The sequence below is a fragment of the Pseudomonas sp. R3-56 genome, from assembly GCF_051132075.1.
Taxonomy (GTDB): domain Bacteria; phylum Pseudomonadota; class Gammaproteobacteria; order Pseudomonadales; family Pseudomonadaceae; genus Aquipseudomonas.
This window is the reverse complement of sequence record NZ_CP071657.1, coordinates 5,653,538-5,672,549: the sequence shown is the minus strand read 5'-3', so window position 1 is coordinate 5,672,549 and position 19,012 is coordinate 5,653,538. Positions and strand designations below refer to the sequence as shown.

General features: G+C 64.3%; 18 protein-coding genes. 3 read left to right on the top strand and 15 right to left on the bottom strand.

Annotation, left to right across the window (positions count from 1 at the left end; translation table 11 throughout):
- Positions 1-19 precede the first annotated feature (19 nt).
- Together J3P96_RS25725 and hemE are read left to right on the top strand one after the other, a co-directional pair.
- Positions 20-1,438: an FAD-dependent oxidoreductase gene (locus J3P96_RS25725; protein ID WP_305497346.1), complete on the top strand. Its 1,419-nt coding sequence runs from the start codon at positions 20-22 to the stop codon at positions 1,436-1,438.
- A 250-nt stretch (positions 1,439-1,688) separates the two neighbouring features.
- A complete protein-coding gene (gene hemE, locus J3P96_RS25720) occupies positions 1,689-2,756 on the top strand; it encodes a uroporphyrinogen decarboxylase (protein ID WP_434653924.1) in 1,068 nt (355 codons plus the stop codon).
- A 45-nt stretch (positions 2,757-2,801) separates the two neighbouring features.
- Here the strand turns inward: hemE and J3P96_RS25715 are convergent, their stop codons facing one another.
- Complete coding sequence (locus tag J3P96_RS25715; protein WP_434653921.1) at positions 2,802-4,076, bottom strand: MFS transporter; 1,275 nt, start codon at positions 4,074-4,076, stop codon at positions 2,802-2,804.
- Positions 4,077-4,196: 120 nt separating this feature from the next.
- Between J3P96_RS25715 and J3P96_RS25710 the strand changes: the two genes are divergently transcribed.
- A complete protein-coding gene (locus J3P96_RS25710; RefSeq protein WP_434653919.1) occupies positions 4,197-5,087 on the top strand; it encodes a LysR substrate-binding domain-containing protein in 891 nt (296 codons plus the stop codon).
- An 88-nt stretch (positions 5,088-5,175) separates the two neighbouring features.
- Here the strand turns inward: J3P96_RS25710 and J3P96_RS25705 are convergent, their stop codons facing one another.
- From J3P96_RS25705 to J3P96_RS25640, 14 genes are read right to left on the bottom strand one after another with little or no spacing between them, the layout of a single operon-like run.
- The gene (locus J3P96_RS25705; protein WP_434653917.1) at positions 5,176-6,402 is read right to left on the bottom strand and encodes a beta-ketoacyl-ACP synthase; all 1,227 of its coding nucleotides are present in this window, start codon (positions 6,400-6,402) and stop codon (positions 5,176-5,178) included.
- The gene (fabG, locus tag J3P96_RS25700) at positions 6,402-7,130 is read right to left on the bottom strand and encodes a 3-oxoacyl-ACP reductase FabG (protein ID WP_434653914.1); all 729 of its coding nucleotides are present in this window, start codon (positions 7,128-7,130) and stop codon (positions 6,402-6,404) included. The genes J3P96_RS25705 and fabG overlap by 1 nt, the downstream gene beginning before the upstream one ends.
- Positions 7,127-7,594 (bottom strand): hotdog family protein, encoded by a 468-nt coding sequence (locus tag J3P96_RS25695; protein ID WP_434653912.1) that lies wholly within the window; start codon positions 7,592-7,594, stop codon positions 7,127-7,129. The genes fabG and J3P96_RS25695 overlap by 4 nt, the downstream gene beginning before the upstream one ends.
- A complete protein-coding gene (locus J3P96_RS25690) occupies positions 7,591-8,787 on the bottom strand; it encodes a beta-ketoacyl-[acyl-carrier-protein] synthase family protein (RefSeq protein ID WP_434653911.1) in 1,197 nt (398 codons plus the stop codon). Before J3P96_RS25690 ends, J3P96_RS25695 begins: the two co-directional genes overlap by 4 nt.
- A complete protein-coding gene (locus tag J3P96_RS25685; RefSeq protein WP_434653910.1) occupies positions 8,784-9,266 on the bottom strand; it encodes a DUF3261 domain-containing protein in 483 nt (160 codons plus the stop codon). The genes J3P96_RS25690 and J3P96_RS25685 overlap by 4 nt, the downstream gene beginning before the upstream one ends.
- Positions 9,263-9,991 (bottom strand): class I SAM-dependent methyltransferase, encoded by a 729-nt coding sequence (locus J3P96_RS25680; protein ID WP_434653909.1) that lies wholly within the window; start codon positions 9,989-9,991, stop codon positions 9,263-9,265. The genes J3P96_RS25685 and J3P96_RS25680 overlap by 4 nt, the downstream gene beginning before the upstream one ends.
- A gap of 10 nt (positions 9,992-10,001) precedes the next feature.
- The gene (locus J3P96_RS25675) at positions 10,002-11,249 is read right to left on the bottom strand and encodes an NAD(P)/FAD-dependent oxidoreductase (RefSeq protein WP_434653908.1); all 1,248 of its coding nucleotides are present in this window, start codon (positions 11,247-11,249) and stop codon (positions 10,002-10,004) included.
- A complete protein-coding gene (locus J3P96_RS25670; RefSeq protein WP_434653907.1) occupies positions 11,236-12,393 on the bottom strand; it encodes a sodium:proton antiporter in 1,158 nt (385 codons plus the stop codon). Before J3P96_RS25670 ends, J3P96_RS25675 begins: the two co-directional genes overlap by 14 nt.
- Entirely contained in the window at positions 12,390-14,729 is a 2,340-nt protein-coding gene (locus J3P96_RS25665) for an MMPL family transporter (RefSeq protein ID WP_434653906.1), read from the bottom strand. Before J3P96_RS25665 ends, J3P96_RS25670 begins: the two co-directional genes overlap by 4 nt.
- Positions 14,713-15,306: an outer membrane lipoprotein carrier protein LolA gene (locus tag J3P96_RS25660; RefSeq protein ID WP_434626438.1), complete on the bottom strand. Its 594-nt coding sequence runs from the start codon at positions 15,304-15,306 to the stop codon at positions 14,713-14,715. Before J3P96_RS25660 ends, J3P96_RS25665 begins: the two co-directional genes overlap by 17 nt.
- On the bottom strand, positions 15,303-15,728 hold the full coding sequence (locus J3P96_RS25655; RefSeq protein WP_434653904.1) for an acyl-CoA thioesterase: 426 nt from the start codon (positions 15,726-15,728) through the stop codon (positions 15,303-15,305). The genes J3P96_RS25660 and J3P96_RS25655 overlap by 4 nt, the downstream gene beginning before the upstream one ends.
- On the bottom strand, positions 15,721-17,265 hold the full coding sequence (locus J3P96_RS25650; protein ID WP_434653902.1) for an HAL/PAL/TAL family ammonia-lyase: 1,545 nt from the start codon (positions 17,263-17,265) through the stop codon (positions 15,721-15,723). Before J3P96_RS25650 ends, J3P96_RS25655 begins: the two co-directional genes overlap by 8 nt.
- Complete coding sequence (locus J3P96_RS25645; RefSeq protein ID WP_434653901.1) at positions 17,246-18,184, bottom strand: glycosyl transferase; 939 nt, start codon at positions 18,182-18,184, stop codon at positions 17,246-17,248. Before J3P96_RS25645 ends, J3P96_RS25650 begins: the two co-directional genes overlap by 20 nt.
- The gene (locus J3P96_RS25640) at positions 18,181-18,915 is read right to left on the bottom strand and encodes a glycosyltransferase family 2 protein (protein WP_434602601.1); all 735 of its coding nucleotides are present in this window, start codon (positions 18,913-18,915) and stop codon (positions 18,181-18,183) included. The genes J3P96_RS25645 and J3P96_RS25640 overlap by 4 nt, the downstream gene beginning before the upstream one ends.
- Positions 18,916-19,012: the final 97 nt, after the last annotated feature.

The following is a 19,012-nucleotide window of genomic DNA, read 5'->3' as shown; positions in this document are numbered from 1 at the left end:
GTTTGATGAGGTTTTAACAATGGCTGAACGTCTGAATAACGACTTCCAGTTCATCGATGTCGGGCGCAAGGATCCGAAGAAGAAACTGTTGCGTCAACGCAAGAAAGAGTTCGTGGAAATCTACGAGCCCTTCAAACCCCAGCAGTCGGCCGACCAGGCCCACCGCTGCCTGGGTTGCGGTAACCCGTACTGCGAATGGAAGTGCCCGGTGCACAACTTCATTCCCAACTGGCTGAAGCTGGTGGCCGAGGGCAACATCCTCCAGGCCGCCGAACTGTCCCACCAGACCAACACCTTGCCGGAAGTCTGCGGCCGGGTGTGCCCGCAGGATCGCCTGTGCGAGGGTGCCTGCACCCTCAACGACGGTTTTGGCGCGGTGACCATCGGTTCGGTGGAGAAGTACATCACCGACACCGCGTTCGCCATGGGCTGGCGCCCGGACATGTCCAAGGTCAAGCCGACCGGCAAGCGTGTCGCGATCATCGGCGCCGGTCCGGCGGGCCTGGGCTGTGCCGACGTATTGGTGCGCGGTGGCGTGACCCCGGTGGTGTTCGACAAGAACCCGGAAATCGGTGGCCTGCTGACCTTCGGCATTCCCGAGTTCAAGCTGGAAAAGAGCGTGTTGAGCAATCGTCGCGAAGTCTTCACCGGCATGGGCATCGAGTTCCGCCTGAACACCGAGGTGGGCAAGGACGTCACCATGGAGCAACTGCTTGAGGAATACGACGCGGTCTTCATGGGCATGGGCACCTACACCTACATGAAGGGCGGCTTTGCCGGCGAGGACCTGCCGGGCGTCTACGACGCGCTGGACTTCCTGATCGCCAACGTCAACCGCAACCTGGGCTTTGAAAAGTCGCCGGAAGATTTCGTCGACATGAAAGGCAAGAAAGTCGTGGTACTCGGTGGTGGCGACACGGCGATGGACTGCAACCGCACCTCGATTCGCCAGGGCGCCAAGTCGGTGACCTGCGCCTATCGTCGTGACGAAGCGAACATGCCGGGCTCGCGCAAAGAGGTGAAGAACGCCAAGGAAGAGGGCGTGAAATTCCTCTACAACCGCCAGCCGATTGCGATTGTCGGGGAAGACAAGGTCGAAGGCGTGAAGGTGGTCGAGACCCGTCTTGGCGAACCGGATGCCCGTGGCCGCCGCAGCCCCGAGCCGATCCCCGGTTCTGAAGAGATCATCCCGGCCGACGCTGTGGTCATCGCCTTCGGCTTCCGTCCAAGCCCGGCGCCGTGGTTCGAGCAGTTCAGCATCCAGACCGACAGCCAGGGCCGCGTCGTTGCCCCGGAACAAGGCCAGTACAAGCACCAGACCAGCAATCCGAAGATCTTCGCCGGTGGCGACATGGTCCGCGGTTCGGACCTGGTGGTGACGGCGATCTTCGAAGGCCGCAATGCGGCGGAAGGGATTCTGGATTACTTGCAGGTCTGAACCGCCTCCAGGCCTCAAATGCAGTAACCCTGTGGGAGCGAGCCTGCTCGCGAAGCGGCCTGTCAGCCAACTTCAATGTTGGATGTGCCGGCCTCTTCGCGAGCAGGCTCGCTCCCACAGTTGTTTTGTGGTGTTAGACGACTGTGTTCCACCGCGACAAATTGCCCCGATAGATAAAAGGCACGGCTCTTGCCGTGCCTTTTGCGTCGCGCTCTGAGAAAATGCCCGCACTTTTTTTCCGGATGCCGACATGACTGCCCTGAAGAACGACCGTTTCCTTCGCGCCCTGCTCAAGCAACCTGTAGACCTCACCCCGGTGTGGATGATGCGCCAGGCCGGTCGCTATCTGCCGGAGTACCGCGCCAGTCGCGCCAAGGCCGGCGACTTCATGAGCCTGTGCATGAACCCGCAGTTCGCCTGTGAGGTCACGATGCAGCCGCTGGACCGCTACCCGCAGCTGGACGCGGCGATCCTGTTCTCCGACATCCTCACCATCCCTGACGCCATGGGCCAGGGCTTGTACTTCGAGACTGGTGAAGGCCCGCGCTTCAGGAAAGTCGTCAGCAGCCTGGCCGACATCGAGGCGTTGCCGATTCCCGATCCGCAGAAAGACCTCGGCTATGTCATGGACGCCGTCAGCACCATTCGCCGCGAACTGAACGGCCGCGTGCCGCTGATCGGTTTCTCCGGCAGCCCATGGACGCTCGCGACCTATATGGTCGAAGGTGGCTCGTCGAAAGACTTCCGCAAGACCAAGGCCATGCTCTACGACAACCCCGAGGCCATGCATTTGCTGCTGGACAAGCTGGCGCAGTCGGTCACGTCCTATCTCAACGGCCAGATCATGGCCGGTGCGCAAGCGGTGCAGATCTTCGACACCTGGGGCGGCAACCTGTCGGCGGCGGCGTACCAGGAGTTTTCCCTGGCCTACATGCGCAAGATCGTCAGCGGTCTGATTCGCGAACACGAAGGTCGCAAAGTCCCGGTGATCCTGTTCACCAAGAACGGCGGGTTGTGGCTGGAAAGCATCGCCGATGCCGGCGCGGACGCCCTGGGCCTGGACTGGACCTGTGACATCGGCAATGCCCGCGAGCGCGTCGGTAACAGAGTCGCGCTGCAAGGCAACATGGATCCGACCGTGCTGTATGCCAAGCCAGAAGCCATCCGTGCCGAAGTCGGGCGCATCCTCGCCAGTTATGGCAAGGGCAGCGGGCACGTGTTCAACCTCGGTCACGGGATCACCCCGGAAGTCGACCCGGAACACGCTGGGGCTTTCTTGCGGGCGGTGCATGAGTTGTCGGCGCAATATCACGACTGACTCAGCGCGGGAGCGAGCCAGCTCGCTCCCGCAACGGTTCATGCGTCAGGCTTTCAAGTCACCCAGCGGCGGCAACCTGGCGAGCTTCAGCGCGATCAGCAGCGCGATCACCAGTAACGATCCGATGAACAGCCCGGTTCCGTTCCATCCCCCCAGGTGCCACGCGACCCCGCCCGCCGTACCGGCAATACTCGAGCCGGCGTAATAGCTGAACAAATACAACGATGAAGCTTGGCCCTTGGCCTTCAGCGCGCGGCGGCCGATCCAGCTGCTGGCCACCGAGTGCGCGCCGAAGAAACCGAAGGTGAACACCAGCATGCCGATAATCACCAGCCAGAGCGGCGTGAACAGCGTCAACAGCAGGCCCGCCAGCATCAATGCGATGGTCGCCCAGAGCATTTTCCGCCGGCCGAGCTTGTCAGCCATGGCCCCGACCTTGGCCGAACTGTAGATGCCGGACAGGTACACGACCGACAGCAACCCGACAAATGCCTGGTCCATATGGTAAGGCGCGGCCAGCAGGCGGTAGCCGATGTAGTTGAACAGCGTGACGAACGCCCCCATCAGTACGAAGGCTTCCAGAAACAGCAGGGGTAGCCCGGCGTCGCGAAAGTGCAGGGTGAAACCGTCCAGCAGGCTGCGTGGATGCAACGAGCGTGGGCGAAAGTTGCGCGATTCGGGAAGGATCCGCCAGAACACCGCCGCCGCAACCAGGGCCAGGCCACCGATCACCAGCATCGCGGTATGCCAGCTGACAAAGTCGATCAATACGCCGGTGATCAGCCGCCCGCACATGCCGCCGATGGCGTTGCCGGCGATGTACAGCCCCATTGCCAGGCCGATGTGCCTGGGATGGATTTCTTCGCTCAGGTAGGTCATCGCCACCGCCGCCAATCCGCTTAACGACAACCCCACCAGGGCGCGCAAGACCAGCACGCCTTGCCAGGTGGGCATCATCGCACTGGCGATCGTGCACAGCGCCGCTGCGAACAGCGCGGCGACCATCACTGATTTGCGGCCGATGCGGTCGGAAATCGGACCGGTGACCAACAGGCCGACGGCAAGCAGGCCGGTCGCCACCGACAGGATCAAGCTGCTCTGGGCGGCGTTGATGGAAAACTCCGCCGACAGCAGCGGCATCATCGGTTGCACGCAATACAACAGCGCGAAGGTTGCAAAACCGCCGCAGAACAAGGCCAACACCGTACGCATGAACAACGGCGTGCCTTTTTCGATATAGATGTCCTTGAGCTCGGCAGCGGCATCATCCTGAGGGCGCGGCGGGATTTCATGGGCCAGTGGAGCGACAGCGGTTTTCACGATGGACCTCGGGGAGCACGGCCTGGCAGGCAATGAAAAAAGCATATAGCCGGCTAATGTTTCTATCCAATATATTGTTCGACCTGTTTAAGACGTTTTGCGACTTGCTGGGAAGTACACATGGAACTGCGTCACTTGCGTTACTTCATCGCGGTCGCCGAAGAGCTGCACTTCGGCCGCGCCGCCTTGGTGCTTGGGATCTCCCAGCCGCCACTGAGCCAACAGATCCAGGCGCTGGAGCAAGAGATTGGTGCACGCCTGTTCGAGCGCACCAACCGTCGCGTCGAACTGAGCGAGGCCGGACGGTTGTTTCTCGAAGAGGCGCGCCGGGTCCTGGCCCAGGTCGACAAGGCTGCCGACGTAGCCCGCCGCGCCCAGTTGGGAGAATTGGGCGAGTTGAAAATCGGCTTCACCTCCTCAGCCCCCTTCAATTCCACCATTCCCCAGGCGATTTTCACCTTTCGCCAGCGCTTTCCCGCAGTCCACCTGAACCTGCGGGAAATGAGCAGCACCCAAGTGGCCGATGCATTGCTCGACGAGGCCATCGACGTGGGCATCATGCGTCCACTGCCGCTTCCCGACGCCTTGAGCGAAATCGAACTCAGCCGCGAACCCCTGGTGGCGGTGCTCAGCTCCAAGCACCCGTTAGCCCAGGGCAGTGACGAAGGCCTGTTTCTCGCTTCGCTGGCCGAGGAACCGTTCGTGTTTTTCCCCCGCAGCTACGGCAGCGGTCTCTACGCCCAACTCCTGACACTGGCCCGCGACGCCGGTTTCAGCCCGCACTTCGCCCAAGAAGCGGGCGAAGCCATGACCATCATCGGCCTGGTGGCGGCGGGGCTGGGCGTCTCGGTCTTGCCGGCGTCTTACCAGCGCATGCGTATCGACGGCGTGGTCTACCGGTCGTTGCTCGACCCGGCGGCGGTCTCGGCGGTGTGGCTGGTCCAGCGCAAGGACCAGCGTTCGCCGATGGCGAAGGCGTTTGTGGCGTTGTTGAGGGCGCCGATTGGATAGGGCTGCTGCGCAGCCCAGCGGGAGCAAGCTCCCTCGCCACGGGAAAGCACTGAGGTCAATTGCACGGATGGCGTTGACGATGACGGCTTCAACGCCAGCGCCGAAAAATCAGCGAGGTGTTGACCCCGCCGAAGGCGAAGTTGTTGTTCATTACGTACTCGTTGCTCATGCTGCGAAACTCGTTGCGAAGGTAGTCGAGTCGGCCGCATTCGGGATCGACTTCGTCGAGGTTGAAGGTGTGCACGTAGCGGTCACGGTTCAGCATTTCGATGCTGAACCAGGATTCCAGGGCTCCGCAGGCGCCCAGGGTATGGCCGAGGAAGCTTTTTTGCGAACTGATGGGCATGTGTTCGCCAAACAGGCTGCTGGTGGCCAGGGTTTCGGCGATGTCGCCCTGTTCGGTGGCGGTGCCGTGGCCGTTGACGTAGCCAATGGCGGACGGCTCCAGGCCAGCGTCTTCCAGGGCCAGTTCCATGGCGCGGCGCATGGTGCTCAATTCGGGGCGGGTGGCGTGCTGGCCGTCGGCATTGCTGCCGAAGCCGACGATCTCGGCGTGGATCCGCGCGCCACGGGCCAGGGCGTGTTCAAGTTCTTCGAGCACCAGCATGCCGGCGCCCTCGCCGATCACCAGGCCATCGCGGCCCTTGTCGTAGGGCCGCGGGCTGGTTTGTGGGGCATCGTTTTTCAGGCTGGTGGCGTAGAGCGCATCGAAGACCATTGCTTCGGTCGGGCACAGTTCCTCGGCGCCGCCGGCGAGCATCAACGCCAGGCGGCCGAACTTGATCGCCTCGTAGGCATAGCCGATGCCATGGCTGCCGCTGGTGCAGGCGCTGGACGTGGGAATCAGGCGCCCGGTCAGCCCGAAGAAGATGCTGATATTGGCCGCCGTGGTGTGCGGCATCATCCGCACGTAGGAGTTGGCGTTCAAACCTTCGGCGACGCTGTTGAGCAGCATGTTGCCGAAGGCCTTGATTTCATCGGTGCTGCCCGTGGACGAGCCGCACGACACGCCCATGCGTCCATCCTTGATCGACGGGTCGTTCAACAGTCCGGCGTCGGCCAGGGCTTGTTCCGCCGAGCCCACCGCCAGGCGGGAAACCCGGCCCATGCTGCGCAGTTGCTTGCGGGTCCAGTGGGCCGGGACCTGAAAGTCGTCCACGGGCCCGGCCAGGCGGGTGTTCAATTCGCTGAAGCGGTCCCACTCGTGCATGCGCCGGATGCCGCTGCGGTTGGCGGCGAAGTGGGCCGCGATAGTCTCCCAATCGCTGCCCAGGGAGGTGATGCCGGCCATGCCGGTGACGACGACGCGCTTCATCAGCACAGGCCTCCATTGACGGCCAGGACTTGCCGGGTGATGTAGCCGGCTTCGGCGGACATCAGGAAATTCACCGCGCTGGCGACTTCTTCAGGCGTGCCCATGCGCTGGGCGGGGATCATTTTCATCAGTTCTTCCACGGGGACGTTTTCATCGAGCATGGCGGTGTCGATCAACCCCGGCGCGACGCAGTTGACGGTGATCTTGCGCTTGCCCAGCTCGATTGCCAACGCCTTGGCCGCGCCGATCAGGCCCGCCTTCGAGGCGCTGTAGTTGACCTGGCCACGGTTGCCGATCAGGCCGGACACCGACGTGATGCAAACGATTCGTCCGGCGGCGCGACGGCGAATCATCGGCATCATCACCGGGTGGAGCACGTTGTAGAAACCGTCGAGGTTGGTGCGTATCACACTGTCCCAATCGTCCTCGCTCAGGGCGGGGAACGCGCCGTCGCGGGTCAGGCCGGCGTTGAGCACCACGCCGTAATAGGCGCCGTGGGTTTCCACGTCGGCCTCAAGGATGGTCTTGCAGGCGGCGCGGTCGGAGACGTCGAATTGCAGCACCCGGGCATTGCGGCCCAAGGCCTGGATTTGCGCCTGGACGGCTTCGGCCTCGGCGCGACCGCTGCGGCAGTGCAAGACGATGTCGTGGCCGGCCTGGGCCAGGCGCAGGGCGATGGCGCGGCCGATGCCACGGCTGGAGCCGGTGACCAGTACGGATTCAGTCATGGCTGGTTTCCTGTTGCGGACGGTTCATTGAGGTACTGGGCGGCATGGGGCGGGCGGAACACATTCAACCGTGCGCTGGCATGGATACCGGGCGCGCGGATGTGGCATTCGAACACACCCATGCCGTTGTCGTCTTCCAGCGATCGGATGCCGTGCAAGGTCAGCTCGGTGCCGAGGGGGAAATATTCGACGTTACATTCGAACTTGCGGGTTCCGAGCAAAAAGCCCAGCTCCACGGCATCGCCGCGTTGGCGTGCGTGGCAACCGGCAAACGCCGCGACGCTCTGGGCCATCAGCTCGATGCCGACCCAGGCCGGCAGCGCGCCGTCGTCGCGGTTGAACAGACCGCCGGGCCTGACGGTGGCGAGGGTGTGGATCTGCTCGTCATCAAAGGACAGGATCCGGTCGATGAGAATCATGTCGCCGGCGTGCGGCAGCAGTTCGGCGAGCGGCCAGTCAATCATTGCGCGTCTCCGATAATCAGGCTGACGTTGTTGCCGCCGAAAGCAAACGAGTTGCTCATCAGTCGACGGGGCAGGTTCGGGGGCAAGCGGGTGTCGGACGTTACCCAGTCCAATGCCGGCAACTCCGGGTCGGCCTGGCCGTCCCAGACGTGCGGCGGCAGGGCCTGTGCGGTATTTTCACCGGACAGGGCCAACCAGCAGAACGCTGCCTCCAATGCACCCGCCGCGCCGAGGGTGTGGCCGGTCATCGGCTTGGTCGACGAGCAGGGCACGCCCGCCGGAAACAGGCCGGCCACCGCGTGGCTTTCCATGGCGTCGTTATGTTGCGTGGCGGTGCCATGCAGGTTCAGGTAGTCGATCTGGCTGGCGTCCAGGCCGGCGCAGCGCAAGGCTTTTTCCATGGCCTGGCGGGCACCCCGGCCGCTGGGTTCCGGCGCAGAGATGTGGTGCGCATCGGAACTGGCGCCGTCGCCGAGCAGGGCAATCGAGTGCCCGGCCGGCGGGGTCCTGCTCATGAGAAACAGCACCGCCGCTTCGCCGATGTTGATGCCGCTGCGGTTCACCGAGAACGGGTTGCAGCGCTCGCCGGAGACCGCTTCCAATGCTGAAAAACCGTTGAGGGTCAGCTTGCACAAGCTGTCCACGCCACCGCAAAGCACCGCGTCGCACAACCCCAGGTCGAGCAGGCGGCGAGCGCTCATCAGGGCCCGAGCGCTGGAGGTGCAAGCGGTCGAGATCACGTAGGACGGGCCGCTCAGGCCAAGCCAGTCGGAGAGAAAGTTGGCGGGCGCGCTGAGTTCCTGCTGCTGGTAGTCGTAACCTTCGGGGAATCGTTGCTCGCGCAGATAGTGGGCAATGCCCTGGCTGGCCTCGTCGATGCCCGAAGTGCTGGTCCCCAGCACGATGCCGATGCGCGCACGACCGTAAGCCTGGATGGCCTGATCGATCTCGGAACGAATCTGCAACCCGGCTTCGAGCAGCAGCTGATTGTTGCGGCTGCGTTGCGCCGCCATGGATTCAGGGATAGCGGCGAGCTCTCCGGTTACGCAAGCCACCGGCAATGCCCGTTCGGCCACCCAGCCGGCTTCGACGCGCACGCCTGCGCAGTCGCCGGCAAACAGGTTGCGGGCAACGTTTTGTTTGCCTCGACCCAGGGCGCAAATCACGCCCAAGGCGTTCAAATAAGCGGTCATCGTGCGCTCTCGCTCAACGGTGTAATGCGATAATTCGGCCCCTGCGGCAGGCTCAATTGAAAATCCAGCGGTTGCGTGTAGCGCACCTGCCAGCGGGTATCGAGCGTTCGTCGAGCGTCTTGCTGCCGGGCGGTCGGGTAACGGCCGGCCAGTTCCGCCTCGGGGGTCAGGGCAAACAGCAGGGCGGCGAACAATTCCCGGGCTTCGGCATTGGGCGGCAGCAGGCCATCCGCTTGCCATTGGCTGCCGACCAGGCGCTGGCGAGCGACGGGAATGCCCAGCGGATCCATCATCGACCAGCGGATGCCGGCGCTTTCGCGCTGAATCACCAGCAGCCAATCCTGGCGCTGGCCGTCCAGTTGTCGTTCGATGTGCAATTGCAGCGGCAGCGCCAGGGTCGGCATGCGCTCGGGCAGTGGTGCCTGGCTGGCGCAGGCGCTGAGCAGCAAGAGTAAACCTGCAAGCAGACCACGGATCATCCGGCGCCCCCTTCGAGCGGCTTGCGGGCCACCACATTGACCAGGGTTTCCTCGCGCTGGCCAAACGGCCTGGGCCGGCGCAGGCCCCAGCGTTCCAGCAGGCCGAAGTCCCTGGCGCGGCTCCACCACAGGTACGGATAGGAGACGTTGCAGTCTTCGAAGCGGAACCCTTGATTAGCGATCATTGCCAGGTATTGCGCGGCGCTTTTCTGCACCTGCATCGGGTGGCGGAACAACCAGCGGATCACCCAGGTGTCGATGTAGGCCTTGGTGGATTCGGCAAACAGCAGGTAGCCGCCGGGCTTGAGCACGCGATAGAACTCGGCGAGGGCTTTTTCCTGCTCCACCAGGTGATGGAAGGTCTGGTGGCAGAACAGCAAATCGACGCTGGCATCGGGCACCGCCAATGTCGCGCAGTCGCTGCCGATCAGCTCCACGGCCATGCCCTGGCGAGCCGCTTCCTCGGCGCTGAGGTCCAGGCTGTGAGGGTCGGCGTCGACGCCAATCAGGCGTTGCGGTGCGAACACCTGGCGCAGATACCGGAACGACTTGCCCTGGCCGCAACCAGCATCCAGCAGCACCGGATTTGCCGGCGGCGACGTGCTGAACAGGCTGCGCAGATCGTCGATGGCCACGCGCAGCACATGGTGCTGCCAGGTGTGGCTGCGCAGGAACCAGAAACCGAAGCGGGTTTCTTCGACGTAGTTGTCGCTCAGGTAGCTCATGGTTGCTTGCTCATGGCGCCGGGCTCGCGCAGATTTCCGAAAGCATGCGCAAGCGCCGTTTGGGTTCGCTGACGAACGGGTTGCGCTGGTCCCAGGCATAGCCGGCGAGGATCGCGCTGATCATGCGGCGAATGTCGGCGGAGCCTTCGCTGTAGAAAATCACATCCTGGAAAGTACCGGCGTACCAGCCCTCGACGTAGCAGCGGAAGGTATCGACGCCGCGCTTGAGCGGTTCGGCGAACTCGCTCTGCCAATCCACCTGTTCACCTTGCAGCTGGCGATGCAGCACGCCGGCGGCCATGCTTGCCGAGCGCATGGCGATGGTCACGCCGGAAGAAAACACCGGGTCGAGGAATTCCGCGGCGTTGCCCAGCAGGGCGAAGCCAGGGCCGTGGAGAGTCTTGACGTTGGCCGAGTAGCCGCCGATGGTCCGTGCCGGCGTGTCCCACACGGCATTGCCCAGTACGCTGGCCAGGCTTGGGGTTTCGTTGATGAAGCCGCGCAGGCAGGCATCGAGGTCGTCGGTGCGGCCTTCGAAATGCTCCGCCGCGGCGACCACGCCGACCGAGCAACGACCGCCGCTGAACGGAATGGTCCAGAACCACACGTCGCGCTGGGTCGGATGCGTGGTGATGAGGATTTTCTCCCGATCGAATGCCGGGCTGTCGATGCGGTCTTCGATGTGGGTGAACACCGCCTGGCGCGGCGGGAAGTTCGACGGCGCCTCAAGGTCCAGCAGGCGCGGCAGGACCCGGCCGTAGCCGCTGGCGTCAAGGACGAAGTCTGCCTCGACGCGGTACTCGCTGCCGTCTTCGCGCTGCACGCCCAGTTGCGGTTTGACCCGGCTGAAGTCGGCGCTGGCGATGGCCTGGCCGTAGCGGATTTCAACGCCTTGCAGCGCTGCCTGATCGGCCAGCAACTTGTCGAAGTCGGCGCGCTGGACCTGGAACGTGGTCGGCTTGCCTTCGCTGAAGGTATCGCCGAAATCGAAGGCGCTGTAGCGCTCGCCCCAGGCGAATGCCGCGCCATTCTTGCGCTGGAACCCGGCGGCGTTGACCGCCTCGAGCATGCCGGCTTCCTCGACGAAATCCAGGCAATGGGACAGCAGGCTTTCGCCAATGGAGAACCGTGGGAAATGCTGGCGCTCGATGACCAGCACATCGTGGCCCTTGCGCTTGAGCAGTGCGGCGGCGATGGCGCCGGAAGGGCCTGCGCCGATGATGACGACCTGTCGACGTTCCATTTCAACTGTTGGCACTGGGGCTCCTCGCCGGGACGGCAATCGAGGGAATACGGTGAAAGCCGGCCAGGGCCGGCAGCAATGTGGCGAACAACCCCATCAGCATCAGCGCGAAATACAGCGCTGGGCTGATGAGTTGTTGTTGCAGCAGCAGATTGAGAAAGACGATTTCACTCAAGCCGCGAATATTCAGCAGGATGCTTTCCCGAAAGCGGCTGGCACCGACGAACGAGGCTCCGGCCCAACCCAGCCCCAGCCAGTTGCCCAGCAGTTTGCTGGCAATCGGCAACAGCAGCAACGCCGCCAGCTGGACCCAGCCGAGGCTGGCCAGGGCGCTGTGCACATTGATCTGGACAATGCCGAACGTCAGGATCAAGGGGATGGCCAGGTAGGTCTGCAACCTGTGCATCCACTCCGCGTCGAGCGGCAATACCAGCGGCACTTTGAGCGCCGCCATGCACAGCAGATAGCCGATGCCGGTGATCAGCGCGTTGAGCCGGTAATGCTCGGCCACCACCAGCAGGGCAAAGAACAGGCCACTGTGCAGCAAGGGTTGGCGCAGGCCTGCCAGTCGCAGCAGCAACGGCACGCCGGCGGCGGCCAGCGGCAGCAGCAGACTGGCCAGGTGCAGGCTGCCCTGGGCGAGGGCGAACAGGCTCCAGCAGATCAGGTCGATCAGGATCGCCGTCTGCACCAGGCGGCGGGTCGCGTCGGGCGGGTAGGCGATGTGGCGCAGGTACAGATACAGCACGGGTATCGCCGTGATCGCGAACAGCAGCCCCACCGCCAGCGAGCTGATCCACGGTTGCGGCGGCAGCAGCCAGAACGCGGTCGCCAGGCCGCAGGCAAACGGCACGCCAAAGCTCGGCAGGGCGATCTTAACGCTCTGGCGGTCGAGGCGCAGGTCGATCACATCGCTGAGGATATGCCCGAGCAAGAGGGCGAACGCCAGGCTGTAGAGGTTCTTCAACCACACCGGCGAGACCAGTTGCGCACCGCTGAGGTGCCAGCCCGGTTCGATCCAGAAATACATCAGCAAGGGCAGGCCGAACGTCGCCAGCAGCAACTGGCTGACAATCGGGATCAGCCCGCAGCGCCGCCCGACAATCGTCGCCACGGCAAACAGCGCCAGGGCCATCAACCAGAACAGCAGGGTCATCATTGCATCGGCTCCGTAGCGGCATTCGCATGGGCCTGCTGCCCGGCCCACGGCGCCAGCATGAAGCTGAACGCCAGCCCCAGGCTCACCGCGAGACCGAAGTTGCTCACGGCCGGCGTGCTGGACAACGCCAGCAGGCCGAACGACAGCCAGGTGGTGGTCGCCGCCAGCAGCGTGCCCAGCAGGCTCACGGCGGCCCCACCGATCTGTTCTCGCATGAGGATGGCGTAGTCGACCCCGATGGCCGTCACCAGTAACAGGCCGAACAGACTGAACAGCGTCAACGGTTGCCCCAGCCAGCCGAGGCTCGCCAGGCTGCACAGCGCGGCCAGGAGCGGCAGGGCGACGACGCGTAGGGCCCCGCCGACGCCGAACGGCCAGATCAGCACCAGCACGATCAGCACGCAGGAGGCCAGTTTCAGTTCGGCGGCGCTGACCTGCGTGGCGGCGAAGACGCGGTTGAGGTCGCCGAGGCGATCCACCAATTGCACGCCGGGCAGATCCACCGCCTGCACGCGGAGCAACGCGGCATCGTTCAAGCCTTGCAGGCTGACCACCGCCGCCACGCCTTGGCCCGTCGGACCGAGCCAGAGCATGCGGTAGGGTTCGGCCAGCGGCCCGCTCAATGCGGCATCGATGTCGGCGGTTGGCAAGGCCTGCAACTGCTTCAACTCCGCTTGCAGCGCGGCGAGCGGCACGCCCAAGTCCAGCAGCGGTTGCCAGAACGCCGGCAACCGCGCCAGGGCCGCGCGGAGTTTTTCCTGTTCGGCGGGTGGGCTGACCAGTTGATTGAGGGACAGGTAGCCCTGGAGTTTTTCCAGGCCGATCAACTGGTCGAGCCGCTCGTTGAGGGCGGTCTGGCGTTCGAGCAACTGCGCTTGATCATCGGCACGGATCAGGAAGAACTGGCTGGTCGGCTGGAAACCGGTGATGCGCGCGACATCGCGGGCTTCGTCGGTCAGGTGCTGGGGCGTGCCGATCCACTGGCGGATGTCGTTCTTGCTGGCCAGTTGCCAGAGGCCGCCACCACAGAAGGCCAGCAACAAGGCCAGCAGAATCGGCGTGCGCACCCGCGCCAGCAGCACTTCGCGACACCTGAGCAGGTTATCGCAGAGGCGTAGCGGCCATTGCGCTGGGCGCAGGTCGGCGTGCTTGAGCAGGGCCGGCAACAGGCAGACCGCCGACAGATAGGCGCCGACCAGGCCGGCGGCAGAGAAGATGGCAATCTGGGTCAGGGCCGGGAAGGGCGTCCAGGCCAGCGCCAGATAGCCGATGCAAGTGGTTGCCAGGCTCAGGCTCAGGCCCGGCAGGGTCAAGCGCAGGGCCGGCCAGCTGCGCCACGGCTTGAGGCTCCAGCTTTTGGACAGGTAGTGCAGCGGGTAATCCACCGCCACGCCGATCAGGCTCGAACCCAGGACCAGGGTCATCACATGCATGCGCCCGAACAGCGCCACGCACGCCACCGCGCCGAACAATATGCCGACCAGCACCGGCACGAACGCCAGCCACACGGCAAAGCGTCGGAACGCCAGCAATAGCAGCACCAGGATGCCGACCGTCGCGCCGCCGCCGACCCAGGTGATCTCGCGCGAAGCCTGTCGCTGGCTACTGGCGGCATACAACAGGCCGCTGGCCGCCAGCAATTGGCCCTGGGCCTGGCTGGCGCGATCACGGCTGCGTTGCAGCAGCTCGGCGACTTGCAGCGGCAGGTGCATGTCGAAGGCGTTACCCTGGGTACGCGCCCGCAGCATTACCCAATGCTTGCCATCGGCTTCGGCGACCAGCGCGCCGCTGCCCATGTCCAGTTGTATCGCGCCGCGTTGTGGCTGGCTATTCTGGATGCGCCCGGTCAGGCCGAGCCAGTCGTCCTGGCTGGGCACCAGGCTGAAGCCGCTGAACGGGTCGAACAGGGCCTGTACCCGCTGCTGGATAAACGCCTGGGGCTGCTCGATCAACTGTTGCCGGTCGATCGCCGAGAGCATCGCCAAGCGGCCATCCAGCAACTGCGAACGAAGCGCCGGCAAGTCGGCCTGGAGCGTCCATTGGACCTTGTCGAACAGCCCGCTGGCCTGCCATTGCTCGCCGAGGGCTTGCGCCAGGGCGATGGCCTGCTGGCGATCGGCGTGGCCGACCAGCACCAGGATCTCGCGATTGAGCGGTTCCTGCATGCGCTGTTCAGCGACAAGTTCCAAGGCGTCCGGGGACGTGCCCGGGACCAGTTCCATGAGGTTGGCCGACAGCGGCGCACCGTTGCGCCATTGCCAACCGGCGAGCGCGAGCACCGCCAGCAGCAGGATCAGGAACAGCCTCGGTAGCCTGCGTTCACTCGGCAAAGTCATGTTGCTCCGCTTCGCTCAAGGGTTGCGCGCCGGTAGCGTCCTGCATCCGCAGTACGGTGCTGTCGCCCTGGGTTTCCAGCAGTTCGATGCGCTGGACCAGTTCGCCGCCGTCGATATTGATCTGCTTGAAGACTTGTTTGAGCAGCACCGAGCGTGGGGTCAGGGTGAGTTTCCACTGCTGCGGCTGGCCCGACAGGCTCAGCTCGAAATCCCGCTGCAAGCCGCTGCTGTCGCCCTGCAACACCGCCAGGAACAGGCGGTTCTGCTCGGCGCCGGCGCTCTTGTTCGGCAGCATCTGCCAGGCGTTGCCATCGCGCCGGGCGATACCTTTGGCCGTGATCCGGTAGTCCTGTTGCAGCGGCGTTTGCAGCAGCCACAGCAGGCCGTGGTTTTTCGCCAGCACGAAACGGCCCTTGCTGATCAGCGGCTGGGGCAGGGCGCGCAGATGTTTTTCCTGGATGAACTGGCCGTGGATCACCTCCGGGCGGGCCAGTTGCTCGCTCAATTGCTGCAGGTCGAACGCCTGGGCCAGCGGCGCCAAGCCACACAGCAGCAGCCAGATGAACAGGCGTTTCATGACAGTTTCCTCTCGACGGCTTCGACAAATACCCGAGGCGAGGCCAGCAGCATTTCACGGCTGGCCATGTCCACGGCCACCTGCACCGAACTTGCCCGGGTCAGGCGTTCGCCGGTGGCGGCGTCGCTGATCAGGTAATTGATCTTCAGCCGGTTTTCCCACTCCACCAGGCTGGCGCGCACGGTCAGGGTCTGGCCGAACACCGCGCTGCGCACATAGCGTAACTGCAAGTCGATGATCGGCCAGGCATGGCCGGACTCGAGCATGTCGTTGTAGTTGTGGCCGATCAGGTCGAGCAAGGCGCAGCGGGCCACTTCGAGATATTTGACGTAGTGGCCGTGCCAGACCACGTTCATCGAGTCAACGTCGAAAAACGGCACCACGATCCGGGTGTCAACGTGCAGAACGCCCTGGCTACGCATGCAGCCTCCAGTGTTGCTCGGCGATGCGTTGCAGGCACAAGCGCAATTCGCCTTCCAGGGCGCGATCTTCGATGACCGGCGGGAAGTCTTCGGCCAGTTGCCGGTGCATGGCGGCCAGCGCTGGCGGCAACGGTCGCGCGTCGTCGACACGGCTGCGCAGCCACACGCCCTGGTTGGCCGCCAGCAAGGTCGCGGCGGCCACCTGTTCGGTCAGCTCCAGCACACGGATCGCGTCCCGGGCGGCGATGGTGCCCATGCTGACCTTGTCCTGGTTGTGGCATTCGGTGGAGCGCGAGAACACGCTGGCCGGCATGGTGTTCTTCAAGGCTTCGGCGGTCCAGGCGCTAGTGCCGATCTGCACGGCCTTGAAGCCATGGTTGAGCATCGCCCGCTCGGCGCTGGCGCCGGATAGGTTGCTCGGCAGGCCATGGTTGTAGCGCTCGTCCACCAACAGTGCGAGCTGGCGGTCGAGCAGGTCGGCGACGTTGGCCACCAGGTTTTTCAGACTGTCCATGGCAAAGGCGATGTGCCCGCCGTAGAAATGCCCGCCATGCAGCACACGCTCGGCTTCGGCGTCGATGATCGGGTTGTCGTTGGCGCTGTTGAGCTCGGTTTCGATGAACGAACGCAGCCAGCCCAGGCTGTCCGCCAACACCCCTAGTACGTGAGGGGCGCAGCGCAGGGAGTAGCGATCCTGCAGGCGATGCAGCGGCGCGGTCGGCGCGTCGATGGCCAGGTCCTTGCGCAGCCACGCGGCGACCTGCATCTGGCCCGGGTGTGGCTTGGCGGCGAACAGGCGCTCGTCGAAGTGCTCCGGGTTGCCTTGCAGGGCGACGACATTCAGCGCGGTGATCCGGGTCGCCAGTTGCAAGAGGTAATCGGCGCGGGCGAAGGCCAGGCAGGCCAGGCCGGTCATCACTGCGGTGCCGTTCATCAGCGCCAGGGCTTCCTTGGGGCGCAGCACCAGCGGCGTCCAGCCCAGTTCGCGGTGCACGTCGGCGGCCAGCCGGCGCTCGCCACGGAATATGACCTCCCGTTCACCAGACAGCGTGGCGGCGACGTAGGACAGCGGCGTCAGGTCGCCACTGGCGCCCACCGAGCCTTCTTCCGGAATCAACGGCAGGATGTCGTGTTCGAGGAAGGCCTGGAGCCGTTCCAGCAGTTCCATTCGCACCCCTGACACGCCGTGGCACAGCGACTGCAATCGCGCGGCCAGCACGGCGCGGGTAGCCTGGGCATCGAGGAGCTTGCCCAGCCCGCAGCCGTGGAAGGTATACAAGTGCCGCGGCAAGGCTTCGACATGGTGCAACGGCACGGCCACCACGCAAGAGTCGCCGTAGCCGGTGGTCACGCCATAGATGACGCCTTCCTTGTCCAGCAACGAGTCGAGGAATTGCGCACCCTTGGCAATGCGCTGGCGGAACGCCGGGTCCGCCTGCAATTGCGTCGGCGCCTGACGGTTGGCCAGGGCCAGCACGTCTTCGATGCGCAAGGCGTGTTCGCCGAAAGTTACCGGCTCAGGAATGGGCTTGGTCATCGGTCTTCCAGAAAGGGTAAAAGTTGAACCACTGTTGTGGCGCCTGGAGGCAATACTGCGCCAGGCGGCCGGCGTACAGGCCGGCCCAATGGGCGATCACCTGTTCGCGCTCGTTGCGTTTCCAAACCACGGCATCGGCGAACGGTTCGAGGGTGACGCGATAACGTCCCTCGTGCTTGAGGCACATCAGCAGGTTGACCGGGCATTTCAACAGGCCGGCCAGCAGCCAGGGCCCTTGCGGGAAGGCGGCCGGGTGCCCCATGAAATCCACCGTCACGCTGCGCCCGCCATGCAGCGGCACGCGGTCGCCGGCGATCGCCAACCATTCGCCGCGCTTCAGGCGTTCGCTCAGTTGCAGCATGATCAGCGGGTCCAGCTCGCTGACCTGAATCAACCGCAGGTGCGTGGCGCCGGCCTCGCCGAGCAAGCGATTGAACTGCTCGGCGTGCTTGGTGTGCACCAGCACGTTCATGGTGACTTTCTCGCCCAGTTCGGCCAGGGCCCGGCACATTTCCAGATTGCCCAGATGCGCTCCCACCAGCATTTGCCCACGGCTGTCGCGCAGGTGATTGCGCAGCAGCGCCGGGTCGACGATTTCGATCTGGTCGATGCTCAGTTTGCCGTTCCAGACGTCGAGTTTGTCCAGCAGCGAGTCGGCAAAGGCCATGAACTGTCCGAACACTCGCCGGTGCGTCGGGCGCAACTCGGGCTGACGGCTCCAGTCGGCGAGCCGCTGCTGGTACTGCCACGCCGCTTGCCGGGCGCTGCGGCCGAAAACGAAGAAATACAGGACGATGCCGTACAGCACCGGCGTGAGAAGCCTTCGGCCAAGAACCTTGGCAGCCAACGCGGTGAGTTTCATCAGCCAGAAACTGCCGCGCTCCTGGCGGTCCGCCCAGTGCTGTTTGTCTGTGCTCATGCTCGCCACCGCCGCCAGAGAATCGCCGGCAAGCGCACCAGCATGCCGAAGAACAACCGAGTGTGCATGCGTGAAATCAGTACGTTGTCGTGGAACAGGCGAAAGTGCGAAACCCCGTCCAAAGGGTAATGCACGCGGGTGCGCAACCAGTGCATTGGCTGGTTGCGCCAGGACAGGCGCACCAGGATGTCCGAATCGAAGTCCATGCGCTTGCCGATGTTCGCCGAGTCGATCAGTGCCAGGGTGGGGGCCAGCGGATAGACGCGGAAGCCGCACATCGAATCGCGGATCTGCAGGGACAGGCTGTTGATCCAGACCATCACGTGAGTCAGGTAGCGTGCGTACAGACGGCCCTTCGGCACGCTGGCGTCGTACAGCGGATAACCGCAGATCAGCGCGTCCGGGTGGGCGCGGGATTGCTCGATGAAGGTGCGCACGTCACCAAGGTCGTGTTGCCCATCGGCGTCGACCTGCAAGGCGTGGCTGAAGCCCAGGCGCGAAGCCTCCCGCAGGCCGGTCATCACCGCGCCGCCTTTACCCTGGTTCACTGCCAGCCGGACCAGGTGAACTCGCTCATGCCCGGCCAGTTGCTCCAGCACAGCCGCGCAGGCCGGGCTGCTGGCATCGTCCACCAGCACGCAGGGCAAACCGTTGCCAAGCAACGTCTGGACCACCGTCGCGATGGCTGTTTCGTGGTTGTAGACCGGGATGACGGCGCAGGGGTTATGCATATTCGCCGCTCTTCAAGGGGCTGTTGTGGCGAGGGGATTTATCCCCGTTCGAGTGCGAAGCGCTCGCCATGAGTCTGTGTCGGAGCACCGAATTTGG